General features: G+C 27.5%; 11 protein-coding genes and 2 pseudogenes. 7 read left to right on the top strand and 6 right to left on the bottom strand.

The features are described from left to right. Positions 1-18 precede the first annotated feature (18 nt). Positions 19-1074, top strand: coding sequence for an NAD(P)H-dependent glycerol-3-phosphate dehydrogenase (locus tag ACWUD1_RS01825; protein WP_472756832.1), 1056 nt, complete (start codon positions 19-21; stop codon positions 1072-1074). Between the two features lie 27 nt (positions 1075-1101). Here the strand turns inward: ACWUD1_RS01825 and ACWUD1_RS01820 are convergent, their stop codons facing one another. From ACWUD1_RS01820 to ACWUD1_RS01800, 5 genes and pseudogenes are all read right to left on the bottom strand, one after another. Continuing rightward, positions 1102-1368: a PTS sugar transporter subunit IIB gene (locus ACWUD1_RS01820; RefSeq protein WP_472756831.1), complete on the bottom strand. Its 267-nt coding sequence runs from the start codon at positions 1366-1368 to the stop codon at positions 1102-1104. 2 nt (positions 1369-1370) lie between these two features. After that, positions 1371-2750 carry an aminopeptidase gene (locus ACWUD1_RS01815; protein ID WP_472756830.1) on the bottom strand — a complete coding sequence of 460 codons (1380 nt, stop codon included), beginning with the start codon at positions 2748-2750 and terminating at the stop codon, positions 1371-1373. 150 nt (positions 2751-2900) lie between these two features. After that, positions 2901-4898, bottom strand: coding sequence for an EAL domain-containing protein (locus ACWUD1_RS01810; protein ID WP_472756829.1), 1998 nt, complete (start codon positions 4896-4898; stop codon positions 2901-2903). Positions 4899-4961: 63 nt separating this feature from the next. Further along, the gene (gene lgt / locus ACWUD1_RS01805; RefSeq protein ID WP_472756828.1) at positions 4962-5921 is read right to left on the bottom strand and encodes a prolipoprotein diacylglyceryl transferase; all 960 of its coding nucleotides are present in this window, start codon (positions 5919-5921) and stop codon (positions 4962-4964) included. Position 5922: 1 nt separating this feature from the next. Further along, positions 5923-7067, bottom strand: a pseudogene (locus ACWUD1_RS01800) (P-loop NTPase). A gap of 511 nt (positions 7068-7578) precedes the next feature. Here ACWUD1_RS01800 and ACWUD1_RS01795 point away from each other — a divergent pair. From ACWUD1_RS01795 to ACWUD1_RS01770, 6 genes and pseudogenes are all read left to right on the top strand, one after another. Beyond that, complete coding sequence (locus ACWUD1_RS01795; RefSeq protein ID WP_472756827.1) at positions 7579-9003, top strand: S41 family peptidase; 1425 nt, start codon at positions 7579-7581, stop codon at positions 9001-9003. A gap of 3 nt (positions 9004-9006) precedes the next feature. Next, a complete protein-coding gene (locus ACWUD1_RS01790) occupies positions 9007-9735 on the top strand; it encodes a 16S rRNA (uracil(1498)-N(3))-methyltransferase (protein WP_472756826.1) in 729 nt (242 codons plus the stop codon). Continuing rightward, positions 9728-10321 carry a hypothetical protein gene (locus ACWUD1_RS01785; RefSeq protein WP_472756825.1) on the top strand — a complete coding sequence of 198 codons (594 nt, stop codon included), beginning with the start codon at positions 9728-9730 and terminating at the stop codon, positions 10319-10321. Before ACWUD1_RS01790 ends, ACWUD1_RS01785 begins: the two co-directional genes overlap by 8 nt. A gap of 58 nt (positions 10322-10379) precedes the next feature. Then, positions 10380-10864: pseudogene (locus ACWUD1_RS01780) on the top strand (CarD family transcriptional regulator). 48 nt (positions 10865-10912) lie between these two features. Beyond that, positions 10913-11854, top strand: a complete 942-nt coding sequence (locus ACWUD1_RS01775) for a hypothetical protein (protein WP_472756824.1) — start codon at positions 10913-10915, stop codon at positions 11852-11854. Between the two features lie 15 nt (positions 11855-11869). Then, complete coding sequence (locus tag ACWUD1_RS01770; RefSeq protein WP_472756823.1) at positions 11870-13675, top strand: hypothetical protein; 1806 nt, start codon at positions 11870-11872, stop codon at positions 13673-13675. A 3-nt stretch (positions 13676-13678) separates the two neighbouring features. On the opposite strand, the gene ACWUD1_RS01765 is transcribed toward ACWUD1_RS01770, so the two are convergent. After that, entirely contained in the window at positions 13679-14782 is a 1104-nt protein-coding gene (locus ACWUD1_RS01765; RefSeq protein WP_472756822.1) for a hypothetical protein, read from the bottom strand. Positions 14783-14834: the final 52 nt, after the last annotated feature.

Here is a 14834-nt window from a genome sequence, read left to right as displayed (position 1 = left end):
TGTAAAGGAGGTATTCATATGAAAATAGCTATAGTGGGAGCAGGAGCCTGGGGAACAGCTGTTGCCAGAGTTTTAGCAAGTAAATTTAAGGACAATGTTTTAATATGGTCCTTTGAAGGAGATGTTAGAGATAGCATTAATAATGCTCATGAAAATTTCAAGTATTTAAAAGATATTAAACTACCAGATAATTTGGTTGCAAGTTCTGATTTGTTTGAGGTTATAAATCAGTCTGATTATGTTTTTCTTGCAACACCTTCACTTTATACTTTGAATATTTTAAGAGAATTAAAAGGTATGCATTCTACTAAAAGGTTCAAATTAGCAATACTTACAAAGGGTTTTATAACAATTGAAGGCAAACCATCTACGATTGTCGAGGTTGTTGAGAGTGTTTTAGATGGCTACAAAGATGAAATTACCTATATTGCAGGACCAAGTCATGCTGAAGAGGTTGGACTTGGAGTCATTACAGGACTTGTGGCTGCTAGTAAAAGTAGAGCAAATGCTTCTGAATTTATTAATTTATTTAGTAATACGTCTATTGCTATGTTTTATAGCGAGGATATTCTTGGTGTTCAGATAGCAGCAGCTTTGAAAAATATATTTGCAATTGCATTTGGAATTTTAGATGAATGTAGAATTGTAAATTCAAATTTAATAGGAAATAATACAGAGTCTTTTTTATTTTCAATTGCTTTAAGTGATATGAAAAATATTGCATTTAAATTGGGTGCTTGCGATGCTGAAACATTTTTATTTTTGGCTGGTTCTGGAGATTTGGATGTTACATGTAGGAGTATTTTTGGAAGGAATAGGCGATTTGGACGTGAAATTGTTAGTAAGGATATATTAAAAAATTTAGTAGATATAGATGATCTGATAAACAATATTCATAAGATTGGTTATTTGCCAGAGGGAGTTGTTGCTGCTAAGGAAGTTTCATTGCTTTTTAAATCATTAGGTAATGATGCGCATGAGCATAGCTTAGCACATATAGTATATAAGATTTTAAATAAAGAATTGAAGCCTGAGATTATTATTGATTATATTAAAGGTTCTAAAATTTACTAGAATTTATTAGGACCCGAACGGGTCCTTTTAATTTTTTTCATTTAACATGTACATGATATCCTTATAAACGTCATCAATTATTTCAGAATTCATTACAACTTCTGTAAGTTCATTTGACTTAATTGCACCTATGATATTTTTATCATTTGTTAAATTTGCTCGCTTCACTAAAGAATTACTGTCAACTAGTATTTTTATCCTAGTCAAATCTTTAACTACTTGTTTAATGTTTGCAATTCCCCCAAAGCATTCTAAGATATGTTTTGACGTTTTATTTGGCTTTTTATTATCCATATTTATAATCCCCTAAAGAATGCTTTATAAGCCATATAAGAAGTGTATACATCAAATTTAGAAGTTATTTCGAATGGTGAATGCATGCTAATGATACCAGGACCCATATCGATCGTTCTTATGCCATAATGTGCTAAGAATTTTGCGACAGTGCCTCCGCCGCCCTCATCTACTTTTCCAAGTGTGGCTATTTGCCACGCTATATTATTTTTATTTAGTAAATTTCTAATGTAAGAAACAAGTTCTGCATCAGCGTCACTAGCCATTATTTTGCCCCCATGGCCTGTATATTTTATTATAGGTATTCCATATCCCAATTTAGGTGCATTTTGTTCATCGTGAACTGATTTAAATAGGGGATTTATTGCACCGCAAACATCAGCAGATATACTTTTAGAGTTCCATAATACTTTTTGAACAAAGAGATTATTATATTTATTTTGTTCAAGTTTGAATAACATATCTGATACAAAATATTCAAGATATCTTGATTGCAGTCCAGTTGAACCAGTTGAGCCAATTTCTTCCTTGTCTACTAAAAAACATATGGCAGTTTTGTTTGGAATCTCTTCTAAGTTTAATATAGATTCTAGTGAAGTATAAACACACACTCTGTCGTCTTGACCATAAGCACCAATTAATGCCCTGTCAAGTCCTACGTCTTTTGCGTCTCCTGCTGGAACTATTTCTATTTCTGCTGAGATGAAGTCTTCTTCATCTATTTTGTATTTTTCCTTTATTAGTTTAAGAGTGGCAAATTTTACTTTTTCTTTTGTATGAGTTTCAATGGGCAGGCTTCCGATTATAAGTTTTAAATTTTCGCCTTCAATAATATCTTCAGTTTTTTTGTCTCTTTGTACCTTTATGTTAAGATGTGGCAAGATATCAGGAATTACAAACACTGGATCGTTTTTATCGTCACCGATGTTAATCTTTACTTTTTCTCCGTTCTGCAAAAATACTATGCCACGTATTGATAGAGGAAGAGAAAGCCATTGGTATTTTTTAATTCCACCGTAATAATTTGTTTTCATCAGTGCTAATTCATTTTCTTCAGTAATTGGTGATGGTTTGGCGTCAAGTCTTGGTGAATCCGTATGTGATACTATGAAATTCATTCCATTTTCAATAGGTTCCTTTCCAATAAATGCAAGAGCAACATTTTTATTACGACACGTATAAAAAATTTTGTCTCCAGATTTAAGTTTTTGCTTTTCATAAGAATTAATAAATCCTTTTTCTTTTGCTTTTTGTATAGCATAGTCGGTAGCTTCTCGTTCAGTTTTAACTGTGCTTAAAAATTGCTTGTATTTTTGGGCAAATTCTAAGATATTATTCTTTTCTTTTTCATTTAAAAAAATCCAAGGATTTTGTTTTGTCATTAAATTCTTCCTCCTGAACTTATTATATCATTCTGTGCTTTTGAAGATATACTTTATGAGCGAATGATGCATTGTATATATGAGGTTAAGATTTTGAATTGTTTTTAACATAAATAAATTTAGTTTTATTATAGTTTAGTTTGTTATAATCTAGATTGGCTCTGGTTTATGCCACAAAAAACCTTGCCCATAATCTATTCCTATTTCATTTATTTTTTTCAGTATATCTTCACTCGATACAAATTCAGCGATGATTTTTATTCCTTTTGTATCGGCAATATCTTTTATTGATTTTATTATTACAAGATCTATTTGACTAGAATTTATTACTTGAATGAAAGAGCCATCTATTTTGATGATATCTATTGGCAAGATTTTAATGTATGAGAGTGATGTATATCCACTGCCAAAGTCATCAAGCGCAAGTTTTATACCAAAACTTTTAAGTTCTTTGAGATATGTGTTGATCAATTCAAAATTTTCTAAGATTCCAGTTTCTGTTATTTCTAAACATATATTTTGAAGAGGAATATGGCTTTTAAGAAGTGTTTCTTTTAAGAACATTCTGAAGTTTTTAGATTTGAGCGAATATGGTGAAATGTTGATTGAAAAAATATGAGTACCATTTTTTGCTACAAAATTTGTATATTCTTTTAAAGCTTTAGTAATTATTAATTTATCCACTTCGACGGTTAAGTTATACTTATCTATTAAATTAAAGACATCGCTGTTTGGGATAGGAGTTCCTGTGTGATCAAAAAGTCTTGTTAGGATTTCGATTTTAGGTTTTAGGTTTTGTTTAAGAGGGGTAATTTTTTGATAGTAGAGACTAAAGAAATCATTTTTTATTGCTTTTACTATATATTCAAATATTTTATTTTGGTTTTTTATGAGTATTATTTCTGGTAATTCATCTTTGTATAAAATAGGTGTAGAATCTCTGTATTCATCAGATATTTTTGTTGCTATTTTTAGTTTTGCAAGCTTTTTTTCTATGTCATCTTTTAAGTTTATTTCTATTATTCCTATATTAAATTTAAATATTATAAAACCTTCTTTACCAAGTTCTTTGGAGATAGTTTTTTTGATTTCTTCTGCGATTGCAATTAGTCTTTGTTCATCTCCGCTTGTGGATATAATGACTATTAGATTATTATCTTTTAATCTAAATATATATTCTGAGTAGAATGACATTATTCTGGAAGTAATTTTTTTAAGTATTTTTAGGTCTACATTTCCTCTATTGCCCGTTATTTCGCATTCTGTGTTGATGTGTAGGTCTAAGTCAAATAGATATGTTTTTTTGTAAGAAAATTCAATCTGGTTTATGAATAACTTTTCAAGTTCGTTAATATTATATATTTCTGTTTGTTGGTAGGTGGTGTCAATATCTTGAGTAGTATTTTTGGATTTTAAATTTGATACATCTTTTATTGTAATTAATTTATCAATGTTATTTTGAGCAATTGTAGTAATAAATAAATCTACCATTAATTTCTTGTTATTTTTAGCCTTTAAAAGGCAGTTGGTTATTAGTATGTTTTTGAATTCAGGAATATTGTTTATATTATAATCTAAATCTATTTTTATTTCCCTGTTTAAGTCTATGATATTAATATCACTTATTTTATTTGTTTTTCCCTTGGTTTTTATTGGTAACTCGAGTTCTTGACTACCTTTTTCATTAATGTAGATAATATCATTATCAGTATTTGTAATGATCACGATTTCTTGGATAAGCTCAGATAGATTTAAGAAAAAATCAAGATTAGCATTAGTATTGTCATAATAAGTTTTTTTCTGTTGTATTAATTTATGTTTATCGTTTAATTCGATTATATTATTTAATATTTCTATGTAATTCGGCTTATATATTACGTTATTATCTATGGGATTATTGCTTATGATAATAGAGTGAATGTTATTAATACTTTTTAAGTCATTTGCAATATTGATTGAAAAATCTATTGGTCTCTTAATAGGATTATAAATAATGGCAAATTTAATTTTATTTTTTTTGATGTGTGCACTCGAGATATCTTTTCTGGACTTTATTATCTTTGATATTTTAAAAATAGATTTGATCTTTGTAACATCATGACCGATGATAGGTTCTTCAGATATTATGATAGTATTTGTGTCTTTCATCTTATTTAAATAAATTTATATTAATTTTGATATAAATCTATATTTTATTCTATGTTTTATGATTTATTTTTTTATTCTTTCTGGTCTTGTTTTAAGCCATAAGAGCCAAACGATTCCTGATGCGATTAAAATTAATGAAAATATTTGTCCCATTGATATGTTTAAAAATGAAAAGTCTAATATGCTTTCAGGCTTTTTATAAGTTATAACAAATCCTATTTCTTTATCTGGTTCTCTTAGGTACTCAATGAGGAACCTGAATATCCCATAAAGAATAATGTATACTCCAAATATAAAACCATCATATTTTTTTATTTTCCTAAAAACAAACCATAATAGTAAGAAGATTACAGGCCCTTCAAATAATCCTTCAATAAGTTGTGATGGAATTCTTGGTAGGTTGATAAATATGTTATGAGGTGATATTTCTAGACCAACTGATGCTGCGAATTCTTTTACTCCTTTTTGACTTATTTGAAAAGGTTCTGCATTGGGAAATATTATTCCTCCTTTCATCGGTCTTCCATAAAGTTCTGCATTTGCAAAGTTGGCCAGCCGTCCAAGCATGTATCCTGAAGAAAAGGCTATTGAGCCATAGTCTGTTATCTTTCTGAAATATTTTTTTACATTTGTATTTCTAAGTTTAGTATTGATCATTATTACTGGTGCAATAATTACTCCGAAAAATCCCCCGTGTATTGCCATTCCTCTAAATCCCCTGAAATTCCAGTTTTGATCAAATGGTAAGAAAATTAGCCATGGATGTGTATAATAAATTCCACTTTTATCATAAATTAAGGTAGATGCTAGCCGTCCCCCAATTAATGCCCCTAAGACAATTGAAATCATTAATTTTTCATAATCATTTCTTTCTATATCAAGTTTATCGGTTTGTATTTGATACCAAATAAATTTCCAGCAAATGGTTATTATTATAATGTAAGATAGACTATACCATGAAATTGGGATACCTTGAATTATTTCAGGATGCACCCAACTAGGATAATTTATGTAATTTGGCATTTTACCCCTCCCTATAGTCTTTTTGTAATTGTGCAAATAATTTTTTTTTAAATAACATATTTTGTTTCTTAAGTGTTGTAATTTCCTCTTGTTGCGATTTGATTATATCAATAATTGCATTATTATCTATTGTTTTATTCATTAATAGTGACTTAAGATATGAATGTTTTTCTAAATATTCATTTTGTGCCTCTTTGATTACGCAATAATAACTTTCGTTTAGATCATCTTCACTTAAAAAGTCTACATCATTTATTACAGTTTCAAGTTCAATTAGTTTTTTTGCGATCTTTTTAATGCTTTTAGAAGCTAAACTTGTTGGTTTGTAAATTGTTATTGGTATTTTATAGTTTAATGCCTTATCAATAAGTTCATCTGTATAAATTGAACCTATGCTTTGTAAATTGATGTTTAGATAATTTTTAGCAGATTTTATTATTCTTTCAGTCTTCTTAATGTCATCAGGTGTACTTAACATGTTAAATATTATGAAAGGACTATATTTAGCAAATATTTTCATAAATTTTTCATAAGTTTCAGGATCATAAGTTTCTATCTTAAGTAATAAATTGGGTATATATATTTTTTGCAAATCACTCGAATCTTTTTTTATTTCAGATATTAGTTTGTATGCTTTTGTTTCTTTTGTAAATACTTTTGACATAAGTCTGAAGATTGTGTTTTTTAAAAATAAATAGGCGTTCATTGTTGCTGTTACTGTTGGAATTGTTACTATTACTCCTCGATTTGACATGAGAAAAAAATCTATTGTGTTATATGTCGTTCCAGCACCAAGATCAATTATTAGATAATCATAATTTAAATTTTTTAAGTTATTTATTATTTGTTTTTTTTGGAAGATGGCTATGTTTGCAAGTTCTGGGATATCTGAATCACCTGCAATAAAACTTAAATTTTTTATCCCCGATTCAATTATTACATCTTTAAAAGAAAGTTTTGTTTTAAGAAAAGTCCCAATGCTCTTTTTGGGTGCGATATTTAACATGGAGTGTAGGTTTGAACCACCAAGATCAAATCTACAAGTAATACTTTTTTCTTTTCATTTGCAAGACAAATTGCAATGTTTGTTGAAAAAAGAGATTTCCCAACACCCCCCTTTCCGCTGGCTACAGGAATGATAATCAAATCTTTACCCCGTTATTTTGTCTTTTGCTCTGATTAAAATTAAAATTATTGTGTTCAGTATAGTGCAATTTATTGTTATTATTCCTAAAAAGACAAGAAACCATGATTGATATGCCCATAATTGATATACATCGAGTACGTTCAAACCAAATCCTAACATAATAAGCAAAACATTCATTATTATTTGAAAAGTTTTTGTTATGTTGATTAAATTGTTAAGAATTTTGAATCGTTCATAGAGCAGATAATGCATTGTAAGCATTGATATGCATAATTCAGGAGAAAAGATTATAAATGCTATCATGAACTTGATGGAATAATTGTGCATAATTATTGTTTTCTCAATAAGTATAGATAGGGCTGTTAATATGGAGATACTTGAAATTGTTTGCAAAATAAGAATAAGGCATGTAATTATTCTTTTTGTTTTTGGATTACTTGTCTTTAACATAATCTTAAAATATTATATTATGAAGATAAAATCAAGTTTTATTTTTGTAGGAATTATTCAATGAAAAAAAAATCTTTAATATTTGTATACTTTGTATTAGTTTTAAGCATTAGCTCTGCAGTTATTGTAGAATCCGTATTTGCGCAAGAAAATTTTTCTAAAGGAAAGATTTCTGTATCGAATTATGGTCAGATGATGATGGAAGCTTTTAATTTTATCAAGAAAAATTATGTTGAACCTGTTAATGATGAGGTTATTTTTGAAGGGGCCTTGCAGGGTATGTTTAAGGCATTAAATGATTCTTATTCCCAATATTTAACAAAGGAAGATTTGTTTGAGATTTCAAAAACTACGGAAGGAAATTATGTTGGGATTGGTGTATCTATCGTTAAAAAAAATCCTTCTGTTAAGTCTGATAATTCTGATTCTCCTTATGTCATAATTGTTACTGCTTTTGAGGAAGGTCCTGCTTATAAGTCCGGAGTTAAGTCAGGTGATCAGATTACGGCTATTGATGGAAAGAGTACTGCTTTAATGACAATGGAACAAGTGGGCAATCTTTTAAGAGGGCAAGCAGGCACAAAGGTTAAAGTTTCTATTTTGAGAGGTAAAGATTTAAATTTTGAACTTGAACTTGTTAGAGAAAAAGTAGATATACAAACTGTTAAGTATGATGTTATTAATGAAGATGTTGGGTATATCAAGATATTAAGTTTTAATCCAAATACTAACATTTATTTTAAAAAAGCGTTTGAAAAACTGAATTCTCAGAATATCAAGTCTTTGATCTTAGATTTAAGGTTTAATACTGGGGGGTATCTACAAGATGCAATAGAAATAGCGGATGATATTTTAACTGAGGGTGTTATTGTGACAACAAGAGCAAGAGATTCTAAGTTCCCTATAGAACATAAGTCTACTTCTTCACATATAGTACCGTTGAACATGCCAATTGTTGTTTTAATTGATAGACACTCAGCATCAGCATCAGAAGTTCTGGTAGGAGCTTTAAAGGATAATAATAGGGTTTATGTTATAGGCGAAAAGTCTTATGGTAAAGGACTAATTCAACGTATAGTACCTTTCTATACGGGAGGATTTAAGATTACAAATGCAAAATATTATACCCCTTCTGGACAGAGTATTCATAATATTGGGATTAAGCCTGATTTAGAAATTAAAGATAAAGAACTAACTGATGCGGAGATCTTGATATATAGGCAAATTATTGATCAAAAATTAGTAGAAAACTTCTTAAATAGCAGAAAAAATAAGAAATCAATTTCTGAAGATGAAATAGAAGCTTTTGTTGATAATCTTATTAAAAATAATCCATCATATCGTTTAGATAAATATATTTTAGAACGTTATGTGTTTGGACAATTTTATCAAGATACGCATAATGAAATGCCAATTTATAGTTTGCGTTATGACGAGCCTTTAAGAGTCGCTTATGAATATCTTTTAAATAGGACACGTAATTAATTTGTGAAGCAAATAGTTTTAGATGCTAGTTGTTTGTTTGGCAATGATATCATTATTGATGATGTTAAGATCTATCATTATCTTATTGATGTAAGAAGACTTAGGGTAGGAGATACATTGAATGTTCTCTTAAAGGGAAAAGAAGTTAGACTTGCTGAGATTTATAGCATAAGTGATAATCTTATTAGGCTTTCTACGCTTAGAGTGGATAAGCTTAATAAACGTGATTTTGAAATAAGTATGTTTATATCTAGTCTTAAGGGTAGAAAATTGGATTTAAGTTTAAGACAAATCGTTGAAATAGGAGTAGATCAGATAAATATTGTTAATGCTGAGCATTCTGTTGCGAGAATAGATATGAATGATTTAGAATTTAAAAGTTCAAGGTTTTCAAAAGTGATTGATGAAGCTTTGAAGCAAAGTGGCAATACTCAAGTACCTATTATTAATTTTTATAAGAATTTTTTTAGCATTCCTTATTCTCCATCTGTAAATTATTATGTTGCCCATAGTGAAGGTACACTACTAGGTTGTGGCGATGGTATTAGTGATTTTGGTAAAGTTGGGATTTTAATAGGCCCTGAAGGTTGTTTTTCAAAGTCAGAGATGGATTTTTTTAAAAAATTAAATTTTAGATTTGTAAGGTTTAATACCCCAGTCTTACGAGCAGACACGGCTATTGTTTATTCGCTTGCTCATTTTAAATTATTATTAGAGGGTAATAGTGGCTAATCTAAAAGACATATATTCAAAACCGGATAGGATTTATTTTTTTGGGGTTCCAATAGATGTATTTAAAAGCAACGAGAAATTGATTAATCGATGCGAATATCTTGTGTCCCATCCATACCATTCAATGGTTATTTTCATTGATTGTAAATCTGTGATAAAATTTTTTATTTTCAAAAAATTCAGAAATCTTGTGAGGAGTGCTTCACTTGTTTTTTCAAATTCTGGGTTGTTACGAATTTTTTGTAAATTTTTTAAAAGAGTAGATGTTGGTTTTTATGATTCGAATTCTATTTTACTTGTTTTAATGAGTGTACTGGAAAATACATATAAAACGTGTTATATTATTGATAAAGATAAGGTAATTTCTAAGAGGAATTTTTTAAGATTAAAAGAATCTCATAAAGAGATTAACTTTATTGGTTATTATGATTTGAAAGCTGTTAAAAGGAATAAGGAGATGTTTTTCGCCAATATCAATAAACTTACTCCTAGTATGATAATAAGTTTTTGTGGTAGTAATTATCTTGAAAATTTATTTTATATAAATAAATTTGGTATTAGGACTAATTTAAGCGTATTTTTATGATTTCTTTTGACTTATATATATAATAACATATATTGGTGAATTTATATGAGGTAAGGCGATGGCGTTTGTATTAGATCAAGCTGTAGTTTATCCAATGCAGGGCGTGGGAAAAATAAAGAATATTCAAAATAAGGAGTTTAATGGTGAATTTATCGATTATTATGAGATATATTTCCCATTTAGTGAAATGACCTTTATGGTTCCAGTTTCTAGAGCGGATGATCTTGGCATTAGGGCTTTAGTTAGCAAGGAAAAGATAGAAGAAGTTTTTGATGTTATTAAAGATTTTGAGGGTCAAATAGATCAAAAGAAATCAAAGATGGCAGTCATGATTTTTATAAACAAAGTGATATATTAAATACTGCTAAGTTATATAAATTCTTATATACAAAGTCTATGCAGAAAGAATTACCCTTCTATGAGAAAAGGATTTTAAATGATTTTGAAGTAATTTTACAACATGAAATTAGTTTGGCTTTGCAGATTAGTTTTGAAGAAGCTAAGCAAAAAATTAAGGAAGTTTTGTCTATGGAAAAATCTTAGACTGTTTATTCTTATATTTAGGATCGTCTGTATTTGTAGGAATTTATTATGTTGCCCATTTTGAGGTTTATTTTCTTAATATCTTGTAGATTCATTGTTATATTTGTTGTTTTTGCTTTGATTTTTCTTTGTACCTTTTACTTAAGATATAAGTTTTTATATGTAAACCTTTCTATTATGAATTTTGAACTTTGTTATGAGTCTTATCTTTATGCCTTTCCTCTCTCTCTAGTTGCAACTTTTATGAGAATAGCTTGCCCTTTTAGTATAGAGACATTACGCGTGTCTAAGCATCTTTATGGCGTTGTTTTGGTTTTTATATTGTTATTATCTTATGTTGGATTTTTGGCATCTGTTAATTTTAATTCTATATTTTTGAACTCTTATAGCGGATATGAGAGGGATATGAAAGATGGGGTAGTGCATTTTTTTGATGATAAGATATTTCTTTATAGTGATGATGTTAACTTACTTGGGTTTAAAGGTGTTTTAAAAGTTGAATATAATGATTTTGATAACGGAGATTTCAAAAATTTTTCATATAATTCAGATCTTTCTGAATCGGATATCATTCATTTTAATAAAAATATATTTTTTACTCAAAAATTATATAATGATATAGTTAGATATGTTTTTAATGATTTAGATGCTTTAAATAATTTTTTGTTTTCTTTAGAACCTTTTGGTTTGATTTTTAACATATTGGGATTTGTTTTGCTTTTATTTTCATTTTCTTATATTTTTAATCTTATATTTTTAGATAGTGTATCTTTATTTCTTTATCCTATTTTTATTATGCTATTTTTTAAAGTTTATAATACTTATTCAATTGAATTTCCTGAGAGTTTGAATTTAATTATTGGAGAGACTATGCTTTCTGCTTATATTCCTTTTGTTTTTTGCTTGTTGACTTTCTTTTCTACTTATTTGGTTAATTTTATTTTTGGGTATGTCAAAATGAATGAAGATTTTGATAATAGGTTTAATTAAATTGATTTGTTAAATATGAAACAAGAAGTATATACATTTTTAAGTAATTTTGTTATTTTTTTATTTTTATTTATTGGATTGACTTTTTGTTATACATATTTTTTTGGAGCAAATTATTTAGACAAACATATATTAATAGCTACATTTTTCGATACCATTGTAAATGTTTATCATTATTTTAATGGGTTTTTTATTTTTTTTATTTTAGTTTATTTTATTTTTTTAGCTAAAAATGAGACACGAGTCTACTTAAGAGAATATAGGGGATATCTCTTTAAAAGACTTTACCCATTTATCTTTTTGTTTTTTATAATGGGTATTGTTTTTATGCTTATTTTCAACTTTGTTATGTCTTATATTGTTGCCCAGAGAAGTGAATATAAGTATAACTATGAGAGATATAATTTCCTTGCGGGCCAAGCAAGTGTGATAGATAATGCACTTAAGGGTATAGATACAAATTTATCATCTGCAAATAAGATATTAGATATAGATGGGTTCATGGAAATATTGAAACAGAAAAGAAAACATCTTGAAGAGTTGCTTAGGATGTATGAGAAGATGAGACTTATTTCTGACAATGATGAACTTTCAATTAATTATTACTTAACCAAGTCTGAATATGATAGAATGCCTATTTATGATATTGATTTAGAAAAAGTTAAAAAAATCATTACAATGTATCCGATTAAAAGTTTAACAAAAAGAGATCTTCAGAATATTGTTGATGAATTAATTGATAAAGGTGATTATTCTACAGCCAATTATTTTGCTTATGTGGGATTTGTTTCAACTAAAGATAATGAATTTGTTACACTTTTAGATTTAACTTTCAAGGCCATTAATGAACATAAAAATGTTGAAATTGAAAGAAAATCTTCAGTTTTTGAAGAAAAACAAAGAAATTTTTTGTATCTTAATACAGAGAAATTTAAAACCGCATATTATGGTTTTTCAAGGCTGCATAATTTATTTCCAAATGATAATGAGATCTTAAGTTATAAAAACAAGTCTTTACAAAAGCTTAAGACTAAGTATTTTTTCTTTGATGAGATTGAAAAATATTATGAACATTATGGTATTAATGATGTGTTTTTATTTCAACGTGATGCTAGTAATGAAAATTATGATTATATCTATATGCAAAAGGTTATAGATAGTGTTTCTTCTTATGTTAAAATGATTAAAAATTTTGAACTTATTAGATTTAATAGCTTAGGTAATATTGTATTACATATTAAGGTACCGTTTGCTACTCTTAGAGGAAACAGAGTTTATCAAAATGTTTTAGATAAAAGGGATGAAAATAGTGCTATTACTTCTACTAAAGTGATTGTATCACTTACAGATTTTGATTTAAGAGGTCCAAGTATTGTTGACATTGATAAAGATGTTGATAATTTGCGATTATTTGCTAATTCTGATAAGGGTGATATTTTTTTACCCATTCAAGTTCTTCCAACTGCTTTTAATCAAATTCAAATCTTTACTTTAAGATTGATCAATATTTTTTCATCAGGGCTCTTTTTAATGATAAGTCCTATTTTATTAGTTTTTTTAGGCGTTTTGTTTATTGCTGTGGCTTCTAAGATAAATTTTGAATTTGATTCAAAATTTGTGGTATTTATTATAGCTTTAATAATAGCTGTTTTTTCAGGTATTATTTCGCTTTTCATAAATTATTTGCTATTGGTTTTAATAGCTCTTTTAATTCATATATTTACTAATATATATATTGCGTCTATTCTGATTTTTTTTATTTTATTTTTTATTGTATTGTATATCGTGAATATTAATTATAAAAAAGTCCAATTTACTTAAGATTTATTTGTGTGTGTGGGTAAGAAATAATTCATTGATTATGCGATTTTCTATGTTTATTTGTTCTGTATTTAAGATGTATGAAGTTTGATTTATGTGGTTTTCATCTATAATGAACAAAGGCATTTCTTTTAATGTATGTTTTAATTTTAAGTTCAAATCTTTATATGGTGTAAATCCATTTACAAAGCCAAAATATTCATTAAATCTTGCTTTCCCTTTAAGTTTAATTAGAGATTTTTGTGTTTCTTTGTCTAGTATCCATTGAATGAATTTTTTTATAGGTTGTGATATTTCTTTAACCCCAATAAAATTTATGTTACATATCAATGATTTTTTTTCATTATTGATCAGGTATGAAAAATTGATTTTATCTTTAATATCTGCATTTAAGCTATGGTAATAGGCTAAGTTGGTTAATCCTGCAACTAAGATAGTTTTATCTTGAAGTAATATTTTTTCTAAATTTAAATATTTGTATTTTTCTGAGAAACTTTTGTGTAATGCAAATTCATTTGCATCTATGAAAGATTGAAAATAATTGATCATGTCTGACATCTTTTTTTCATCATATGATGGTTTGTTGTTGCTAAAATGAAAATTTACACCATTGATTTCAGACAATATGTAAAATAAGTTTTCAGAAATATCAGGAGAGATAAAAATTTTTTTATTCTTTTGGAAGTTTTTGTATATTTCCTTGATATTTTGTGCATTGATATATTTTTGTATGTCATATTCATTTTTATATATTAATATCGGAATATCAAAGCTTAATGGAGCAATCCTGTATGCAAATTTTTCGGCTATATTATTTAATATTGGATAGTCTGAATAATAATACTTTTGAATATTTTTTAAGTTTTTGGTTATGTTTATATTGTCTATATTTTTTGAGATAATTATTTGTGCACCCTCTTCATTAATCATTTGCATGTTAATGTGTTTTTTATATTTAATTATGAAACTTGCTTGGTTTTGGATATTGAATTGATTTATGTATAATGGAATAATTTTATTATCAGTTAATACAGTTATGGTATTATTTTGAGAGCAACTAAAAATTAAAGTGAAAATTATGATTAACGTTGAATTTTTTATGCACATATAAAATTATTTCTTTTATTTCCTTCCATTTTACAATAAATTATGTATAATT

The organism is Borrelia tillae, from assembly GCF_055693965.1.
The sequence above is the reverse complement of the archived record's forward strand: the minus strand, read 5'-3'. Positions and strand labels throughout refer to the sequence as shown.